We start from the raw sequence: 17,747 nt of genomic DNA on the forward strand, positions 1-17,747 counted from the left end.
CGCCGGGGATCGGATCGCGAAGGCGTCTCAGGCCTCCGGGCCTCGCCTGCCGTCGTAGCCGAGCAGCCGCATGGCGACCTCGGGGTCCATGGCCGCCGCGAGCAACTGCGCGCGTTCGGCCGCCCGGTCTCTGGCCTCCTCGGCCCGCCGCCGCCCCGCCTGGTGGGAGCGGACCAGCAGGACCGCGACCGCGATGCCGCCGATCACCGCGACCAGCGCGACGGCCAGCAGGACGGCCGTGCCTGCGGGCACGCCCCCGACGGCGGCGGCGCCCCCGGCGCCGGCCGCGCCCCGCGGCGATGCGAACAGCAGCACCCCCAGCAGTGTGAGCAGCACCACCGCCACGACGACGCCGACCGCCCACAGCGCGCCGTACGACGTGCGGGACGGCGCGGTGTGCGACGGCCCGGGCGGCGGGGCCGGGGAGAGCGGTGGCGGCGTGCCGTTCCACGGCACGAAGTCCGGCTGCTCCGGACCGGCCGCCTGCACGGCCGGAGCGTGCCCGTTGCCTCCGGCCAGGCCGTTCGGCGGCGGGGCGACCAGCACCGGCGCGGCGCCGCCCGAGGACGCCGCCACGACCGACGCCTCGATCACCCGCGTCCGGGGCAGCGGAAGCTCGACCGGGACCTCGCTGTGCGCCTTGTGGGCCGCCACCGCGGCCGTGTGGTACGCCTCGATCTCCTCGTAGAACTCGTCGGAGGTGTAGACGGTGCCGTCGATCAGCGGGCCCATCCTGCCCTCGATGACCGCGACCACGTCGTCACCGTTGAGCGTCTTGTGCTGTTCGAGCGCGTGCGCGACCGCCAGCACCTCGCGGCGGTGCTCGCGCAGCAGCTCGGCCGTCTTCTCCAGCAGCCGGCTGAGGTTGAACTCGATCCGCTCGGGGAGCATGTCGGGCACCATCTCGTCGCGCCGGCCCGCCGGAGTGCCGGTGAAGCCGATGCCGCCGCCCCCCGGCTGCGGCTGGGCCGCCTTGCCCTCGCGCAGGCCAAGCTCCTGCAGGGCGGGCAGCGAGGCGACGCCGATGCCCATGCCCCAGTAGGCCTCCATCAGCCCGGTGATGGCGGTCGCGTTCTGCAGGTCGCTCGAGACGCCGGAGGAGTTGTCCTCGCCGAAGAACATCCGCTCCCCCGCGAGTGAGGCGAGGGAGACCATGATGTCGGCCTCGTACTCCGACTTCCACCGGGTGAACTGGTCCTCCGGCTTGATGCTGGCCACCATGCCGAGGTAGTCGGCGCCCTTCTCGATCGTCGCGAGGTCGACCTCCAGGTGGTGCTGGGTGCGGTACGCGACGACGGCGTGGCATGCCTCGTGCACCGCGACCGCGTGCCGCTCACGCTCGATGTACTCGACGTCCTCGGGCGGCCCGAGCTGCTTGAGCCGCTTGGCCCGCATGACGTCCGACCAGGTGATGGTCTCCCGGCCGTCGCGGATCGCGGTGATCAGCGACTCGTTGACCAGGTCCTTGATCGTCGCGCCGGTCGCGTACGGCGTGATCGTGGCGAGCTTGTCGATCTGCTCGTCGGTGAGCTGGTGGCTGACCTTGTCGAAGTAACCCTTGTACGTGCGGATCCGGCCCGCCTTGGAGGGATAGCCGACCTTGTAGATGCGGTCGATGCGGCCGGGCCTCAGCAGCGCCTCGTCCAGGGCCTCGGGCAGGTTGGTGGCCATCATGATGAGGATGCGGTATTTCGGCGGCGGCTTGGGCCGCATGCCGAGCAGCCTGCGCACGTAGCGGTTGACGAAGCCGCGCGGCTTCTTCAGGCCGGAGATCTCGGTGAGCAGCGCCTCCAGCGTGCCCATGCCGCCACCGCCGCCCATGCCCCCGCCGTACACCAGGCGGTTGACGAAGGCGCCGGTGCGCGGCATCCGCGCGGGTGCGGCCTCGGCGGCCGGGCCGGCGGCGTGCCGGCCGAGCACGGTGCGGGTGTGCGGGTCGAGGTAGGCGAAGCCGTGGCAGCCGGAGTCCTGGAACGGCGCCGGCGCCGACCTGCCCCAGCCGCCGGGCCCGCCCTGCGCGAGCGCGCCGCGGTTGCCGAGCGAGTCGGCCTCATCGAAGAACACGATGACGCCGCCGTACCGCAGGGCCAGCTTGCGCAGCTTGCGGAACAGCGACTTGACCTTGAGGACGCCGACGCCGAAGAACATGTTGATGAACGCGCCCGGGTCGACGAACACGTACGGCTTGCCGGTCGAGCCGGCGACCGCCTCGGCCATCAGCGTCTTGCCGGTGCCGGGCGGTCCCCACAGCAGGATGCCGCTGGGCACGTAGCCGCCTCTGGCCTCGATCTCGTCCGGCTTCTCCAGGAAGACGATGTTCTCCTTGACCCGTTCGACCACGTGGTCCTGGCCCCAGACGTCGGAGAAGCGCGTCTTGATGTCGTCGGGGTAGTAGACGTCGACGCCGCCCCGCGACAGGAACCAGAAGATGGCGACGAACTGCCCCACCGCGAGCACCATGAGCAGCACGATCTGCAGGACCATGGGGAGGAAGCCCCACACGGTGGCCGGCACGCTGTACAGCGCCTCGAGCGGCGAGACCTGCTGCACCTTGCCCAGCACCAGCGCGATGACCGCGATCCAGACGACCCACTTGATCGCGCGGGCGATGCGGTAGCGGTTCCAGTCGTTGAACCTGCGGTGCGTCCAGCGGTTCCAGCCGCCGAAGATCTTCTGGGTCCAGAACCGGTGGTAGCCGGCCGAGCGCTCACTGATGAGGAAGTGGATCTGCCGGACCAGCTCGACGCCCGCCAGCCACAGGACCCAGGACGCCTCCCTGACGGTCATAACGAAGGCGTCGTAGAGGGAGATGATGCCCTCGTACGTCGCGATCTGGTTCCAGAGCAGCACGCCGAACGCGACGGCGAGCAGGATCAGGAACTTGGTGCGGTCCCACAGCGGCAGACGTTTCCTGGTGCGGGGGTCGCGGTCCACCGGACCCGACCCCGGCTCGCGAAGCCCCTCGTGGTGCTTCGGTGGGAGGGCCGTGCTCATATGAGGGGCTCCTTCACGGGTTGATGAGGTGCTTGACCTTGAAGGACTTGACGACGCCTTCGATCTCCGCGGCCCGCTTCCGGTAGCACGCGGGCGAGCAGCGGATCAGGAGAGTGGAGACCGTCGTCCCGTCGGCCGACAGGTAGGCGGTCTTGTCGAACGTCTGCACCGGCCCGTCCAGCAAGCTGTAATTGAAGACGCTGTGGACTCCCCGCACGCCGTCCGCGACCGGCAGCACCTCGTCGTCCAGCAGCTCGAAGCCCGACAGACCCTGCGCCTCCAACTGCTGCCGCTGCTCCTTGGGCACCGCCACCGGCATCAGAGCGGAGTTGCGCAGCTCGTTGAGCGACACCGCGTTCTGCGCGTCCTCGCTGAGCTTCTCCACCCTGGCCAGCACGAACGGCTCGTCATCGGCTCCGGCCGAGCCCTGGAGCAGATGGCCGAGTGACGGATTGGCGTGCGCGTCGAAGGCCTTCGTCCACACCGCCTGCTTCGCGAGCTGCGCGGTGGCCGACTCGGCGTCGCCGAAGAACTCCTTGTCGAGCGTCTTCTGGTCGATCTGCCGCCACGACGCGGGGACCTTGAAGTAGGTGCCGCCCGAATCGTCGCGTACGTAGGTGTATTCGGGGCCGGCACAGCCGGACAGCACAGAGGCGGCCACCGCCGCCCCCACGACCGTTCCCACCACCCCGGTCCTTACCCGTGGTCTTTCCACCAGGGCCCAACCTCCGCTTTGCGGGTCTACGAGGTAGTAGTGCCCGTTTTCCAACTTTCCTTCTCAACGGTAAATCTGCGATGGGCCGGAAAACTAGACCGAATCTTTCTCGGATCTTGGCTCTTCCTGTTATACGAAGGCGGCACGCGTCGCCGGCCGGCACCGGCGCCTGCCCCCGGTGGCCCTCTGATGCCGATACCCAATGGACGACCGGCGAAAGCAGGCATGACCCAGGGAAGACCTGCGCCGTGAGATCGGACGGTGCCGGATGAGCAGATCGTGTAACACCTGACTGCCTCGAACACGACAACTTGATGCATGCCGTCAGGAATCACCGTGGGAAGGCTGGCGCACATGAAGCAGGTCTACGAAGAAGACGGCACCGGCGAGGGGCCGGACGGCTTCTTCGGAGTGACGGCGGAGCGCATGTTCTCCGAGGTGTGGTCCCGGCAGGTGCTCACGGTCAGGGAACGGCGCCTGCTGCTGATCGGCCTGCTCGTCGGCCAGGACATGGACGACATGCTCGAACTGCACCTCGACACCGCCCTGCGCTCGGGCGAGCTGACCCCGGCCGAGCTGCGCGAGACGGTCGTGTTCCTCACCCTGTACGCCGGGTGGCCCCGGGCCGCCCGGCTCAGCGCGAAAGTGGAGGAGCTGATCAGCCGCACCGCCGAGGTGTGACCGCCGCTACGGGGCGGACGAGGGGACCCGTGCGATGGGTACGCTGCCGTCATGCCCACCGCACTCATCACCGGCGCGACCGCCGGGATCGGCGCCGCCTTCGCGCGCCGCCTGGCCGCCGACGGCTTCTCCCTGGTCCTGGTGGCCCGCGACGAGGAGCGGCTCGCCGCCTCCGCCGAGGCCCTGCACAATCGGTACGGCGTGCCGGTCGAGCCGCTGTGCGCCGACCTGACCGCCGAGGAGGGGATGGCGGCGGCCGAGGAGCGGCTGCGCTCCGGCGTCGACCTGCTGGTCAACAACGCCGGGTTCGGGCACCCGGGCGGCTTCCTGGACACCCCGGTGGAGGACGAGGTCCGGATGCTGCGGCTGCACTGCGAGGCGGTGCTGCGGCTGACCCGGGCGGCCCTGCCGTACATGATCTCCAAGAGGCGGGGCGGGGTGATCAACGTGGCGTCGGTCGCGGCGTTCCTCCCCGGCGGCACCTACAGCGCCACGAAGGCGTGGGTGGTGAACTACAGCGCCTCGGCGGCCAACATGGTCGACCGGCACGGCGTGCGGGTGATGGCGCTGTGCCCGGGGTTCGTGCGGACCGAGTTCCACGACCGGGCCAAGCTCGACATGTCGGGCCTGCCGCGTTTCGCGTGGCTGTCGGCCGACCGCGTCGCCGCCGACGCGATGCGCGACCTGGCCCGCGGGGCCTGGGTGAGCGTCCCGTCGGCCCGCTACAAGGCGGTCGCGGCGCTCGCCAGGCTCCTGCCGCTCAACCTGGTCGGCCGCGTGGCGCGGCTGCGCTACCGCTGACTCACAGCCGTTCGACGTTCGGGCCGCGGCAGCGGCCCCGGGTGTCGAAGACGAACCGGCTGGCCCGCTGGACCAGGTCGTAGTCGTAGCAGTCCTGCCCGCCGAGAACGACGACCGCGTCGGCCCTGGCCAGCTCGGCCGCGTCCGGCTCGACCACCTCGACCCCCGCCGGTACGACGAGGTCGTCGGCGCTGGAGTCCGCGGCACGGGGGTCGGCCGCCCGCACCCGGGCGCCGAGCCGGCACAGCGTCTTGGCGACCTCGACCGGCGACAGCCCGAGCAGCAGGATCCTGCTGCCCCTGATCGAGCGGCACCTGCGGTTGAGCGCGAGGCACAGCCGGTCGACCACGTGGGCGGGCATGTGCGCGTTGACGTCGTTGGCCGCCTCGACCAGCCGGAATCCCCGCCCGACGCCGCGCCGGATCCCCCACGGCAGGTAGGCCGGATCGAGCGGCAGGCAGGAGTCCTCGACCCCCGGGCCGGGCGCCACGGCGGCCTGCCCGAAGGGCGTGGTGGCGGCGGCCTCGACCGCCTCCCACACGTCGACGCCGAGGTGCGCGGCGAAGATCGACAGCTCGTTCGCCAGGGCCGCGCCCACGTGCGCGCGGGCGCTCTCCAGCAGCGCGCACAGCTCCGACACCCGCGGCGAGGAGACCGGCACGGTCTCCCGCACCAGCCTGCCGTAGAAGTCCGTCACCGCCCGCAGCGAGGCCGCGTCGACGCCCGAGACGACCTTGGGCGTGTTGCCGAGCCGCCAGCGCGGGTTGCCCGGCTCGGCCCGGTGCGGGCTGTGGCCGAGGTGGAAGTCGTCCCCCGCCCGCAGTCCCGACCCCTGTTCGAGCAGCGGCCGTACGAACTCCTCGGTGGTGCCGGGATAGACGGTGCCCTCCAGCACCACGGTCGCCCCCGGCCGCAGGTACGGGGCGATCCGGCCGGCGGCCGAGCCTAGCGGACCGAGGTCGGGCGCGCCGTTCCGCATCCGCACGGGCGAGGTGAGCACGCAGACGTCGAACCCTGAGGCGTCGGCCGCGTCGACGCCGGCCGCGTACCGGCCGGAGGCGTGCGCGGCCGCCAGCACGGCCGCACCGACGCCCTCGGCGCACGGCTCCCCCGCGTTCAGCCGCTTGACCCGCCACGCGTCCTCGTCGAGGCCGACGACGCGGAATCCCGCCTCCACGGCGCGCATCGCCAGGGGCAGCCCGGCCGGGCCCTGGCCCACGACCACCAGCTTCTCCGCCACGCTACGACTGTAGGAGCGACCCCGCCGCCGTCCCCGGGATTGGCGGACGGGACGGCTGTAAGGCTTGGGTACGGATAGGGAAAAGTCTCTTCCGGCGGCGTCCGGGCGCCCCGTCGGCGGTGGGACCGCGGACTAGCTTCTCCGACATGATCAGGGAGGAGCCAGCATGAAACCGGACGACCGGATTCGTGTCATGGAGATAATCGCCCGGATGAACGTGAGCGGTCCCGCCACCCAGGTCACCGGGTTGTGCGAGCGGCTCAGCCCGGTCGAGTTCGACCACCGCCTGTACACCGGATACGTCGACGGCGGCGAAGGCGACCACCTGCAGCTTCGCGACGCGACGATCCCGGTCCACCGGGTGCCGGGCCTCGGCCGCGCGATCAAGCCGGCCGACGACTACCGGGCCCTGTTCCGGCTGACGAACGCGATGCGCGAGTTCAGGCCGCACATCGTGCACACCAGGACCACCAAGGCGGGCGCGCTCGGCCGCCTCGCGGTGCGGCTGTCGGGCGTCGGGGCGGCCCGCGTGCACAGCTACCACGGCCACCTCCTCGACGGACAGCTCTCCCGCCTGCGGCGGGCCGTCTACGTCCGCACCGAGCGCCGGCTGGCGAGGATGACCGACCGCCTCGTCACGGTCGGCGCCCGGGTGCGCGACGACCTTCTCGCGGCCGGGATCGGCCGGCCAGAGCAGTACGTCGTCATCCCGCCCGGCGTCGGGCTCGCCCCCCTGCCCGAACGTGCCCGGGCCCGCGCCGCGCTGGGCGTACCGCTGGACGCGCCGGTCGTGGCGTACGTCGGCCGGCTGAAGAAGGCCAAACGGCCCGACCGGCTCGCGGAGGTCGCCAGGGCGGTCCTGGCCCGCCTGCCCGGCGCCCGGTTCCTCGTCTGCGGCAGCGGCGAGCTGAAGGAGGAGGTGGAGCGGGCCGTCATGCCGATGTGGGAGTCCTTCCGGCTGCTCGGCTGGCGGCGCGACGTCGAGACCGTGTACGCCGCGGCCGACGTGGTGCTGCTCACCTCCGACAGCGAGGGCACGCCGCTGGCGCTCGTGGAGGCCGGCATGGCGGGCCTGCCGGTGGTGGCCACGCGCGTCGGCAGCGTCCCCGAGGTCGTCATGGACCGTCGCACGGGGTTCCTGACCGAGCCCGACCCGGACGAGATGGCCGACCACGTCGTGCGACTGCTGGTGGACCCCGGCCTCGCGCGGCGGATGGGCGAGTCGGCCCGCGCCTGGACCGGGCGGGCGTTCTGCGTGGACCGGCTGGTGGCCGACACCGAGGCTCTCTACCGGGCGCTGCGCGGCGCGACGCGGTCGGAGGTGGGAAGCCGATGACGCCCCTTCCGGCGCTGGCGCCCGTGCTCGCGGGAGCGGCCGCCTGCCTGCTGTCGGTCTCGGGCCTGCGCCCGGTCCGCCGTGCGGTTCCCTACCTGACCGGGATGACGCTTGCGGCGGCCACGGCGGCTGCCGTGGTGGCGGCGTGCGGCGCGCCGGACCGGCGGGTGAGCGCGGTCCTGCTGGCCGCCGGGGCGGTGGCGCTGCTCGGGCTTATCGCGGACGTGGGCGCGCTGCCGCTCGTCACGCGGCTCATCGTGGAGTCGGTGGCGGCCGGCGGGGTCGTGCTGTGCGGGGTGCAGGTGACGCTGACGGGCGACTGGCTGGACGGCCCGGTCACCGTGATGTGGATCGTCGCGATGACCAACGCGTACGGGCTGCTCGATCGGCTCGGCGGCGCGCTCGCCGCGGTCGCCGCCGTCACCGGCGCGTTCCTCGCCGGGACGGCGCTGGTGCTGGGCGACCCGTCCCTCGCGGTGCTCGCGGCCGCCCTGGCCGGGGCGTGCCTCGGTGCCCTCCCGTACGGCAGGGCGGCGGGCAGGGTCCGGCTCGGGCCGTCCGCCTCGCTGTTCACCGGGTTCGTCCTGACCTGCACGGCTGCCGGGCTGACGGCCGGGCGCGGCACGGCCGTGATCGCGGCCGGGCTGCTGCTGCCGGCGCTGGCCGCCATCGCGGGGGCCGGGGCGTACGCCGTACGCCGGCCGCGGCGCGCGGGCCGGCCGGTGGGATCGGCGCGGAAGGCGGCGCCCGCGCTGTGCGGTGTCTCGGCCGGCACCGGGACGGCCGGGCTCGCGGTCGCGCTCGGCTGGGTGCCCGCGGGCGCCGTGGCCGCGAGCACCGTGGCCGCGGTCACCGCCGCGACCGCCGCCGCGCTGTTGTGCGTCGCGCGCATTAGGCGCGGCTTCTTCTCCGCACGCCTCCGGAGCGATCTCCACGCGTATCCGAAGCGGGCGTGGACGTCCCTGGGAATGCCGGCCGGTGACGACCGGCCGCGCGGACGCGTGCCGCGCCCGCGCTCCGCCGGGACTCCCCCGCCGCCCTTCGTGCGGCGGGGGTGACCGGGGTCAGCGGCCGATGTTGGCCTCGTGGCCGATGGACAGGCCCGAGTCGACGTCGAAGAAGTGCAGGTTGTGCGTGTCGACGACCAGCTCGATCTCCTGGCCCGGACGGACGTGGCTGCGGGCGTTGACACGCGCGGTCCACAGCGACTTGTCGCCGGTCAGCGGCAGCGTCGTCTCCTCGTCGTCGCCGTCGTGGGCGGCGGCCACGGTGTCCTTGTGCTCGACCGGCGGGGCGTCGATCGTGAACAGGACGTTGATCTCCGAGCCGAGCTCCTCGGTGACGTTGGCGCGGACCGGGATGCGCACCCACCCGGCGCTGTTGCCGCTGGCCGAACCGGCGTCCTCGAAGTCGGAGGGCCGGATGCCGAGGATGATCTTGCGGCCGATGTAGCGGTCGAGGCCCGGCTTCTCGGCGAAGGTCGAGTCGGGGACGGGCAGGCGGTAGCCGGCGAAGGCCACGGCCGCGCCGCCGTTGTCGCGGATCAGCTCGGCGTAGGTGAAGTTCATGGCCGGGGAGCCCATGAAGCCGGCGACGAACAGGTTGACCGGGTCGTCGAACAGGTTCTGCGGGGTGTCCACCTGCTGGAGCACGCCGTCGCGCAGGACGCAGACGCGGTCGCCGAGGGTCATGGCCTCGACCTGGTCGTGGGTGACGTACACGGTGGTGACGCCCAGGCGCTCGTGGAGCTGGTTCAGCGAGGCGCGCATGGAGACGCGGAGCTTGGCGTCCAGGTTGGACAGCGGCTCGTCCATGAGGAAGGCCTGGGGCTCGCGGACGATGGCGCGGCCCATCGCGACACGCTGGCGCTGACCACCGGACAGAGCGGCCGGCTTGCGCTTGAGGTACTGCTCCAGGCCGAGCATGCGGGCGGCCTCGTTGACCCGCTTCTGGATCTCGGGCTTCGACATCTTGCGCAGCTTGAGGCCGAAGGCGAGGTTCTCCTCGACCGTCATGTGCGGGTACAGCGCGTAGTTCTGGAAGACCATCGCGATGTCGCGGTCCTTCGGGGGAAGGTGGTTCACGACACGGTCGCCGATGACGATCTCGCCGCCGCTGATGTCCTCCAGGCCGGCGATCATCCGCAGGGCGGTGGACTTGCCACAGCCCGACGGGCCGACCAGCACCATGAACTCGCCGTCCTTGATCTCCAGGTTGAGGCCGTTCACGGCCTTCACCCCACCCGCGTAGATCTTGTCGACGTTGTTCAGAACGATAGAAGCCATGCCAGTCCTTCGCGCTTCCGAGACAACAAGAGGAAGTGGATACGTTTTCAAGACTGTCCCGTGAAATACCGCCTATTGTCAAGATATCGGCGATACAACCCATGGAATCATGATGGAATCGTTTCCATGAGCGGTCCAGTGCAGCGACGGATAACCATCAAGGAAGTGGCGGAGGCGGCCGGGGTCGGGGTGGCCACCGTCTCCCGGGTCCTCTCGGGCGGCTCGGCGAGCGCCGAGACCCGCGAGAAGGTGCTCGCCGCGGCGGCGCGGCTCGACTACCGGCCGAGCGCGCTGGGACGCAACCTGAGGCGCCAGCGGACGGGCGGCATCGGCCTGCTGGTCCCCGACATCACCGACAGCTTCTACGCGCGCCTGGCCGACGGCGTGCTGTCGTGCGCCCGCTCGTACGGCGAGCCCGTCACGGTGGGGGTCACCGGCGACGACCCCGAGCGGGAGGCCGAGCTGATCGGCACGCTCATCGAGCAGAGCATGGACCGGCTCATCTCGGTGCCGTCCGGAGACGGCGAGATGTGGGCGCCCGCGCTGCGCGCGGGACTGAACGTCGTGTTCGCCGACCGGCGGGTGCGCGCTGACGTGCCCAGCGTGGTGCCCGACGACCGGGCGGGGGTGCTGACGGCCGTGGAGTACCTGGCCGGGCTGGGCCACCGGAAGATCGCCTATCTCGGCCGGCACGGGCAGTCGCAGCGGGTGGCCGCGTTCACCGCCGCCATCGCCTCGCTTGGCCTGCCCGCCGACCGGGATCTGGTCGTGCACGCCCGGTCGAGCCGCGACTCCGCCTACGCCGCCGCCGCGGGCCTGCTGCAGCACCGGCCGGACGTCACCGCGGTGATCGCGGGCGGCAACGTGCTCGGCGAGGCGGCCGTGCTGGCCGCCCGCGAGCTGGACGTGCGCATCCCCAGGGACGTGTCCCTCATCATGTTCGACGACGTGCCCTGGGCCGAGCTGTGCTCCCCGCCGCTGACGGTGATCGCCCAGCCGGCCCAGGACATCGGCTACCGCGCCGCCGAGCTGGTGCTGCGGCAGGGCAGGCGTCCTCCTGCCGTCACGCTGCCCACCAAGCTCGTCGTACGGGCGAGCTGCGGGCCCAAGGTCTCGGCCCCTAGGAGATGACCTTCTCGATCGCCTCGGTGATCTCCGGAGCCTCGGGGACGACGCGGGGGCGGAACCGGGCGACCACCTGGCCGTCGGCGGCGACCAGGAACTTCTCGAAGTTCCACTGGATGTCGCCCGCCTCGCCCTCCGCGTCGGGGGTCTCGGTCAGCTCGGCGTAGAGAGGATGCTTGTCCGGGCCGTTGACCTCGGTCTTCTCCAGCAGCGGGAAGTCCACGCCGTAGGTCGTGGAGCAGAACTCCTTGATCTCCTCCGCCGAACCGGGCTCCTGGCCCATGAACTGGTTGCAGGGCACGCCGACGACGGTGAACCCCCGGCCGGCGTACGCCCGCTGAAGGGCGACCAGGCCCTCGTACTGCGGGGTCAGCCCGCACCTGGACGCCACGTTGACCACCAGGGCGGCCCCGCCGCCCAGCAGGTCGCCGAGGGTCGTGCTCGCACCGTCGATCGTGGTCACCGGAATCTCGAGAACGCTCATGTCCGCACCCTAAACGAGTCTCGCGCCCGATCTCGCCGCAGGGCACGCCGCGCCGCGCACGGTAACCCGCGCCCCCGCGAAGGGTCGGCGTTGGGGGGCGGATCGGCAAAGAACCGTCCGCGGCGTGCCGCGAATGCCGCCGGGGAAGCGGGCGGCCGTATTTCAATCCGCGTGAGGACCCGTCGCGGTGCCCCGCCGGAAGCTTTGACGATCCGGTGCGGGCCGAGCGGACGGCGGCGCCCACGCCATGGGCGCGCGGCCGCGCGGCGGGCGCACGCGCGCCCGCCTTCCGCACGCGACCCGACGACAAGGACCGATTTGGACAGCAGAAGCGTTCTACGCAACACAGTCGCCGCCGTCATCGCGGCCACCGTCGCCGGTGGCGGAAGCGGAGTGGCGTGGGCCGGCGAGTGGGCCGCCCTGGGGGGGACCGGGGAGACGGAGCTGACCGGGGAGAGCGTGCGGCCCGTCACCCACGTCGGAGTGTGGACGACGCGGGCGGCGGCGCAGCCGCCCCGGTTCCGCCGGGCGCCGGCGAAGATCCGCAGCAAGGCGTACGCCTTCCGGCTCGTCACCCGCAACACCTGGTCGGGCGAGCAGTTCCAGTGCCTGGACAGCCTGTGGACCAGAGAGAGCAACTGGGACCACCGGGCCTACAACCAGGGCTCGGGCGCCTACGGCATCCCGCAGGCGCTGCCCGGGCGGAAGATGGGCTACGTCGCCGGCGACTGGCGGTTCAACCCGCAGACCCAGATCAGGTGGGGGCTGCGATACATCAAGGGCCGATACGGCTCGCCGTGCGGCGCCTGGGGCCACTTCCGGTCCCACAACTGGTACTGACCCGGGCGGAGGCGCCCGGCGGCCTACTGCCGGGCGCCTCCACGACCGGCCCGCTCGCCGCCCCGCTCGCCGGCCCCGCGCCCGGCCTGCGCGTCCGCCCGCGCGGCGGCCCGCACGGCCATCGCCTGGACCAGCAGTTCCAGGCCGAACTCGAACTCCTCGTCGTGGTCGCAGGAGTCCAGATGCGGCCGCAGCTCGCTCACTACGGGAAACAGCGCCGGATCCACCTCGGCGATGCTCGCGTCGGCGCGTACGGGGGCGAACGTGGGGGTCACCCCCACCTCCCGCAGCAGCGAGCCGACGACGTACGCGATGAACATCCGCAGCATCCGGACGGCCTCCCGGCCGTCGAAGCCCGCCTCGCGCAGCGTCGCCAGGGCGCGCTCCACCGGGAGGAGGCCCGCGGTCGAGCTCAGCTGCCTGCTCACCACGACCATCGTGGAACGGGGGTAGTGGTGGGCGATGCGCCGGAAGGCACGCGCCTGGATGCGCACCCGCTCGGTCCAGTGGGCCGACGGGTCGTCGGTGAAGCCGATCCGCGACAGCACGTCCTCGGCGACGGCGTCGAGCAGCGCGGCCTTGCTGGGCACGTGGTTGTACAGCGACATGACGCCGACGCCGAGTTCCGCGGCGATCCTGCGCATCGAGACGGCGTCGGCGCCCTCTCTCTCGATGAGCTCCACGGCGGCGGTCACGATGCGGTTCCGGTTGAGCATGACCGAATCCTCTCTCGCCGCGCACGTCCGTCCGTCCATTGACGTACGTACAGCGTACGTGACACGCTCGCAGGGACACGTACGGTGTACGTCAAGGGAGGTCCCCCCGTGTCGACCCACGAGCTCTACACCATCCCCGCCGAGCTGTCCACGTGGGACGTGGAGATGACCGGAGCCGCCCGGTTCACCTGGGAGTACGACGACGGCAGGGACCGCATGCTCGCCCTCTACCAGAGGGGCAAGGACAAGCAGTGGGACTCGGTCAAGCGGATCGACTGGGACCTCGAGGTCGACCCCTGCGACGTGCTCGGCATCCCCGACACCACCCTCGCCATCTACGGCTCCCCCCTGTGGGACCGCATGGACCGCCGGCAGCGCGACAAGGTGCGCAGGCACAACGCCGCCTGGCAGTTCTCCCAGTTCCTGCACGGCGAGCAGGGCGCGATGATCTGCTCGGCCCGCATCGTGGAGTCGGTGCCCGACCTCGACTCCAAGTTCTACGCCGCCACCCAGACGATGGACGAGGCGCGGCACGCCGAGACGTACGCGCGGTTCCTGCAGGAGAAGGTCGGGCTCGCCTACCCCATCAACGAGCACCTCAAGGCCCTGCTGGACAGCACGCTGAACGACTCGCGGTGGGACATGCCCTACCTCGGCATGCAGGTGCTGATCGAGGGCCTCGCCCTCGCCGCGTTCGGGGTGATGCGCGACATCACCACCAAGCCGCTGCCCAAGCAGATCCTCGCGTACGTGATGCAGGACGAGGCCAGGCACGTGGCGTTCGGCCGGATGGCGCTGCGCGACTACTACCGGAACCTGTCGGAGGCCGAGCTGCGCGAGCGCGAGGACTTCGTCATCGAGGGGTGCTACCTCATGCGCGACCGGCTGCGCGGCGAGGAGATCTGGGAGACCATCGGCCTGTCGCGGCAGGAGTCCGCCGAGGCCATGGAGTGCGTGGACCGGTCGGAGTACCTGCGGCTGTTCCGCGCGCTGCTGTTCAGCCGGATCGTGCCGTGCGTCAAGGACATCGGCCTGTGGAGCCCCCGCCTGCAGAAGGCGTACGCCGACATGGGCGTGCTCGACATGGCCGGGCAGAGCCTCGACGCGCTGATGCGGCAGGATGAGGAGATCGCCGAGCGGCTCGACGCCGAGCGCTTCGCCCGCGAGGAGGAGGAGCGGGCGGAGGAGGTCGCCGAGACCATCGCCGCGGCCGGCGACTGACCGCGACCGGCGACTGACCGCGGCCCGCATCGTGATCGACGCGACCGCGGACCCCGGCGGGGTCGGGGTGATCGGCGGGATTCGCGATCCTTGTCCCCATCTGTGGGGGATCCTTGCCATACTCCGTCTTCGTGACTGAGGAGTTGACGCAGAGTGGCCGCGGGTCCCGCCGGATCGTGGCCGGGGCGATCGGCCTGGTCGCCTTCCTGCTCGCCGGCCTGGGTGCGTACGCCGTCGCGTCCACCGATCGCAGGCAGGACACGAAATACTGCGGCCACGACTGCGTCCCCGGCCTCAGGATCGGCACCGTGGTCGAGGCGCTGCGGGACCAGGGGCACACCTGCGCCGACAAGAGGCAGTTCTGGTCCTGTGAGCTGAGAATCGGCAAAGTGCGGTTCGAGGCGGACCTCTTCCGCGCCCGCAACGTGGCGGACTTCTACGAGTACATCAGCAAGGTCGAGGCCAGGATCGTCAACCCGGACAGCACCACGGCGGCGGCGGGGTTGGACTACATGTCGTGGTTCGCGATGCTGCCGCACCGTGACGATCCCTCGACGGTCGGGAAGGTCGACGGCTGGCTGGCCGAGCAGATCGCGGGCGACGGGGATGTGACCTTCATTCTCGACTGGGAGTACACGCTGGAGCGGGAGGCGAACACCCGGTCCATCGAACTCACGATGAAGAGGAGATATTGATGCCCGCTCCACCCGGCTGGCCGTACTCTCCGGACGGCAGGTTCTGGTGGGACGGCACCGCCTGGCAGCCGGTGCGGACGCCGCCCCCCGGGCCTCCCGCGCAGCAGGGCCTCGCCGTGCCGCCGCCTCCCGCGCAGCAGGGCCTCGCCGTGCCGCCGCCTCCCGCGCCGCAGGCGGCTCAGCCGTACGCCGTGCGGCAGGCGCCCCCGTACGCGCATCCCGGGACCGGTGCTCCCTCGCCGGCCCCGTCCGGCGTGGCCCCCCGTCCCCGCCGCTCGGGAACCGCGGTGTTCGTCCTGGTCACGATGGGGACGCTGATCGCGGCGCTGGTGCTGGGCGGGGCTGCCGGCGCCGCCGTGGGCCTGGCGACCGCCGAGCCGGTGACGGACGCCCCCGCGCCCTCCTTCCCGAAGAGGTTCCCCACGGCGAAGCAGCGGTACCTGCCCAAGGTGACGTTCAACATGATCGCGGGGAACTGGCTGCAGGCGGCCAATTCCTGGAGATGCGCGAGGTCGGCGGCGCCCGACCCGCTGACCGGCGCCAAGAGGGGAGTGATCTGCCGCCCCGGCGACGCCGCCAGGCTCCACATGTCCGTCCAGATCTGGTTCGACGGGCCCGACAAGGTGCTGTCGGTGAAAGCCCGCTGCGATCTCGGCCTCGGAGCGAAGGCGTGCACGAGCCTGTTCTCGATGATGGCGGATGCGCTGCTGTCCCCCGACCGGACCCTGCGCGAGCAGGCGGAGGCGTGGGCGGGAAAGAACGCGGACAAGGCGGCGGTGACGGCCATCGGCGGCGTGCGGCTGGAGACCAGCCCGCGCCCGCACAGTATGGAAGCCGTACCGGCGATCTGAAGCCACGATTCCCCGCGGTGATCTGTCACCCGGCGTCACGGCGCAGGGAGCGGGGGCGGCGGGAGCGGCGTCCGCTCCGGCCCCGCAGGACCGGCGGGTTCACATGGCCAGCACCAGGACCAGCGCCGCGGCGGCCACGGCCAGCGCGCCCGCCCAGGCGATGCGGGCGTCCAGCCGGTGGTCGAGCGGGCGCCCGTGCCGCAGCGTCCGTTCCAGGGCGCGGTGCCGCTTTCCGGTGCGCAGCAGCAGGACCGCCCCGGCCAGGGCGGCCGCGGTGAACGGGACGGCGAGGCCGGGCAGGTCGTGCCGGACCGCGATCCCCGCCGCCCCGACGGCCGAGCCCGACATCGTCACGGCCGTGCGGACCCAGGCCAGCCGGGTCCGCTCGCTGTGCAGGCCCGGTCTCGGCTCGCCGCTCACGCGCCGCTCACCGTGCCAGGAGGATGAGGAGCAGGGCCAGGACGGCCACCGCGGCCACGCCGTACCCGAACATCGGGGCCAGGGCGGGCGGCGGGAGTGCGCGGTCCTGCCGGAGCGCCCGGTCGATGTGCCGCCAGCGGGGATAGGCCGAGCCGGCCGCCACGGCGGACAGCAGCACGAGCACCACGGCGAGCAGCGTGCGCACCCACGCCACGAAGACGCCCTCGGGGACGACCGCGATGGCGATGCCGCCCGCGCTCAGCGCGAGGGAGGTGCTGATCCAGGTGAGGAACGTACGCTCGTTGGCGAGGACGAAGCGGGGGTCTGGTTCGTTCTCTTCCATACGAGAACGCTATTTCTGCCCCTTTTCCCCTAGATTTGCCGGGTTGCCAGTTCTACGGGAAAGCTGCCAGTTCTCCGGGAGTCAGGACGACGCCACCCGCGTCGTCGTGGCGACCAGGCGCCGCAGCCTGTCCTCCGACTCCGACCCGGGCTCGGCGGCGAACAGGTCCATCCCCTGCAGCTCCGGGTCGCCGGGCAGGCCGACGAGCTCGGCGGACAGCCGCAGCTCGCCCACGACCGGGTGGTCGAGGACGTAGTCGCGGTGTGTCGCGACGGCCACGTGGTGCTCGTGCCACAGTCTCCCGAACTCGGGGCTCTGCCGGCAGATGGTGTCGACGTGCTCCATGATCTGCGCGTTCCGCGGGTAGCGCGCGGCCAGGACGCGCAGCTGGGCGACGTGCTCCCGGGCGAGCCGCGGCCACCCCTCGCCGTGCATGCGCCTGATCTCCTCGTCCAGGAAGATCAGGTGGGCGATCGTCCTGCGCTCCTCCGGGATAGCGGCGAAGTCGGCGAAGACGGCGGCCGCCGGCCTGTTCCAGGCGACCACGTTGGCGTGCCGTCCGAGGACGAGCGCCGGGGTGAGCACCAGCGAGTCCAGGACACGCCGCAACCCTGGCCTGATCGGGGCCTGCGCGACGTCGTGGCACCTGTGCGCCGGGCGGGCCAGCGCGTGCAGATAGGCCCGCTCGTCCCCGGTGAGCCGCAGCACGTCGGCGATCGCGTCCAGCACCTCGGCCGAGACGTTCCTGCCGTTGCCCTGTTCCAGGCGCGTGTAATGACTGACGCTGACCCCGGCAGCCAGCGCCAGCTCCTCGCGGCGCAGGCCGCGCACGCGCCGCGTTCCGTTGCCCTTGTAGGGCAGGCCGACGTCCTCCGGCCGCACCCGCGCTCTGCGGGACTTGAGGAACTCGCTCAACTCGACCCCTCGATCCACGATCGTCCAGCCTAGGCAACTTTTGAGTAGTCAGAACTCGGGGCTGGCTGGGGTCCGCGGCCGCGAT

18 protein-coding genes are annotated in these 17,747 nt (G+C 71.9%); 9 read left to right on the plus strand and 9 right to left on the minus strand.

What is annotated here, in order from left to right; translation table 11 throughout:
- Nucleotides 1-27: 27 nt before the first annotated feature.
- Nucleotides 28-2,994: an AAA family ATPase gene (locus ABZ860_RS23775; protein ID WP_357223811.1), complete on the minus strand. Its 2,967-nt coding sequence runs from the start codon at nt 2,992-2,994 to the stop codon at nt 28-30.
- Between the two features lie 13 nt (nt 2,995-3,007).
- Nucleotides 3,008-3,679, minus strand: a complete 672-nt coding sequence (locus ABZ860_RS23780) for a hypothetical protein (RefSeq protein ID WP_357223814.1) — start codon at nt 3,677-3,679, stop codon at nt 3,008-3,010.
- A 366-nt stretch (nt 3,680-4,045) separates the two neighbouring features.
- On the opposite strand from ABZ860_RS23780, the gene ABZ860_RS23785 reads away from it, so the two are divergent.
- Both ABZ860_RS23785 and ABZ860_RS23790 read left to right on the plus strand, forming a co-directional pair.
- Complete coding sequence (locus ABZ860_RS23785) at nt 4,046-4,390, plus strand: carboxymuconolactone decarboxylase family protein (protein WP_357223816.1); 345 nt, start codon at nt 4,046-4,048, stop codon at nt 4,388-4,390.
- A 51-nt stretch (nt 4,391-4,441) separates the two neighbouring features.
- A complete protein-coding gene (locus tag ABZ860_RS23790; RefSeq protein WP_357223818.1) occupies nt 4,442-5,191 on the plus strand; it encodes an SDR family oxidoreductase in 750 nt (249 codons plus the stop codon).
- A gap of 1 nt (nt 5,192) precedes the next feature.
- Here the strand turns inward: ABZ860_RS23790 and ABZ860_RS23795 are convergent, their stop codons facing one another.
- Nucleotides 5,193-6,431, minus strand: coding sequence for a nucleotide sugar dehydrogenase (locus ABZ860_RS23795; RefSeq protein WP_357223821.1), 1,239 nt, complete (start codon nt 6,429-6,431; stop codon nt 5,193-5,195).
- Nucleotides 6,432-6,597: 166 nt separating this feature from the next.
- Here ABZ860_RS23795 and ABZ860_RS23800 point away from each other — a divergent pair, with 166 nt between their 5' ends.
- Nucleotides 6,598-7,767: a glycosyltransferase gene (locus ABZ860_RS23800; protein ID WP_357223824.1), complete on the plus strand. Its 1,170-nt coding sequence runs from the start codon at nt 6,598-6,600 to the stop codon at nt 7,765-7,767.
- A complete protein-coding gene (locus ABZ860_RS23805) occupies nt 7,764-8,825 on the plus strand; it encodes a hypothetical protein (RefSeq protein WP_357223827.1) in 1,062 nt (353 codons plus the stop codon). Before ABZ860_RS23800 ends, ABZ860_RS23805 begins: the two co-directional genes overlap by 4 nt.
- Before the next feature lie 6 nt (nt 8,826-8,831).
- Here the strand turns inward: ABZ860_RS23805 and ugpC are convergent, their stop codons facing one another.
- Complete coding sequence (ugpC, locus tag ABZ860_RS23810) at nt 8,832-10,052, minus strand: sn-glycerol-3-phosphate ABC transporter ATP-binding protein UgpC (protein WP_357223828.1); 1,221 nt, start codon at nt 10,050-10,052, stop codon at nt 8,832-8,834.
- Between the two features lie 126 nt (nt 10,053-10,178).
- On the opposite strand from ugpC, the gene ABZ860_RS23815 reads away from it, so the two are divergent.
- On the plus strand, nt 10,179-11,183 hold the full coding sequence (locus ABZ860_RS23815; RefSeq protein ID WP_357223831.1) for a LacI family DNA-binding transcriptional regulator: 1,005 nt from the start codon (nt 10,179-10,181) through the stop codon (nt 11,181-11,183).
- Here ABZ860_RS23815 and ABZ860_RS23820 read toward each other — a convergent pair.
- Entirely contained in the window at nt 11,173-11,661 is a 489-nt protein-coding gene (locus tag ABZ860_RS23820) for a glutathione peroxidase (RefSeq protein WP_357223834.1), read from the minus strand. The two genes, ABZ860_RS23815 and ABZ860_RS23820, sit on opposite strands and share 11 nt — an antisense overlap.
- A 318-nt stretch (nt 11,662-11,979) precedes the next feature.
- Here ABZ860_RS23820 and ABZ860_RS23825 point away from each other — a divergent pair, with 318 nt between their 5' ends.
- A complete protein-coding gene (locus ABZ860_RS23825; protein ID WP_357223837.1) occupies nt 11,980-12,501 on the plus strand; it encodes a lytic transglycosylase domain-containing protein in 522 nt (173 codons plus the stop codon).
- A gap of 23 nt (nt 12,502-12,524) precedes the next feature.
- Here the strand turns inward: ABZ860_RS23825 and ABZ860_RS23830 are convergent, their stop codons facing one another.
- Nucleotides 12,525-13,217 carry a TetR/AcrR family transcriptional regulator C-terminal domain-containing protein gene (locus ABZ860_RS23830; protein WP_357223840.1) on the minus strand — a complete coding sequence of 231 codons (693 nt, stop codon included), beginning with the start codon at nt 13,215-13,217 and terminating at the stop codon, nt 12,525-12,527.
- Between the two features lie 108 nt (nt 13,218-13,325).
- On the opposite strand from ABZ860_RS23830, the gene ABZ860_RS23835 reads away from it, so the two are divergent.
- From ABZ860_RS23835 to ABZ860_RS23845, 3 genes are all read left to right on the plus strand, one after another.
- The gene (locus ABZ860_RS23835; RefSeq protein WP_357223842.1) at nt 13,326-14,438 is read left to right on the plus strand and encodes a ferritin-like domain-containing protein; all 1,113 of its coding nucleotides are present in this window, start codon (nt 13,326-13,328) and stop codon (nt 14,436-14,438) included.
- A 131-nt stretch (nt 14,439-14,569) separates the two neighbouring features.
- Nucleotides 14,570-15,133: a hypothetical protein gene (locus ABZ860_RS23840; protein WP_357223845.1), complete on the plus strand. Its 564-nt coding sequence runs from the start codon at nt 14,570-14,572 to the stop codon at nt 15,131-15,133.
- On the plus strand, nt 15,133-15,984 hold the full coding sequence (locus ABZ860_RS23845; RefSeq protein ID WP_357223848.1) for a hypothetical protein: 852 nt from the start codon (nt 15,133-15,135) through the stop codon (nt 15,982-15,984). The genes ABZ860_RS23840 and ABZ860_RS23845 overlap by 1 nt, the downstream gene beginning before the upstream one ends.
- Before the next feature lie 99 nt (nt 15,985-16,083).
- Here ABZ860_RS23845 and ABZ860_RS23850 read toward each other — a convergent pair whose 3' ends face one another.
- From ABZ860_RS23850 to ABZ860_RS23860, 3 genes are all read right to left on the minus strand, one after another.
- Complete coding sequence (locus ABZ860_RS23850; RefSeq protein WP_357223851.1) at nt 16,084-16,404, minus strand: DUF202 domain-containing protein; 321 nt, start codon at nt 16,402-16,404, stop codon at nt 16,084-16,086.
- A 7-nt stretch (nt 16,405-16,411) separates the two neighbouring features.
- A complete protein-coding gene (locus tag ABZ860_RS23855) occupies nt 16,412-16,747 on the minus strand; it encodes a DUF202 domain-containing protein (protein ID WP_357223854.1) in 336 nt (111 codons plus the stop codon).
- 81 nt (nt 16,748-16,828) lie between these two features.
- Nucleotides 16,829-17,680, minus strand: a complete 852-nt coding sequence (locus tag ABZ860_RS23860; RefSeq protein WP_357223857.1) for a helix-turn-helix transcriptional regulator — start codon at nt 17,678-17,680, stop codon at nt 16,829-16,831.
- Nucleotides 17,681-17,747: the final 67 nt, after the last annotated feature.

Source organism: Microbispora sp. NPDC046973, from assembly GCF_040644495.1.
GTDB lineage: Bacteria > Actinomycetota > Actinomycetes > Streptosporangiales > Streptosporangiaceae > Microbispora.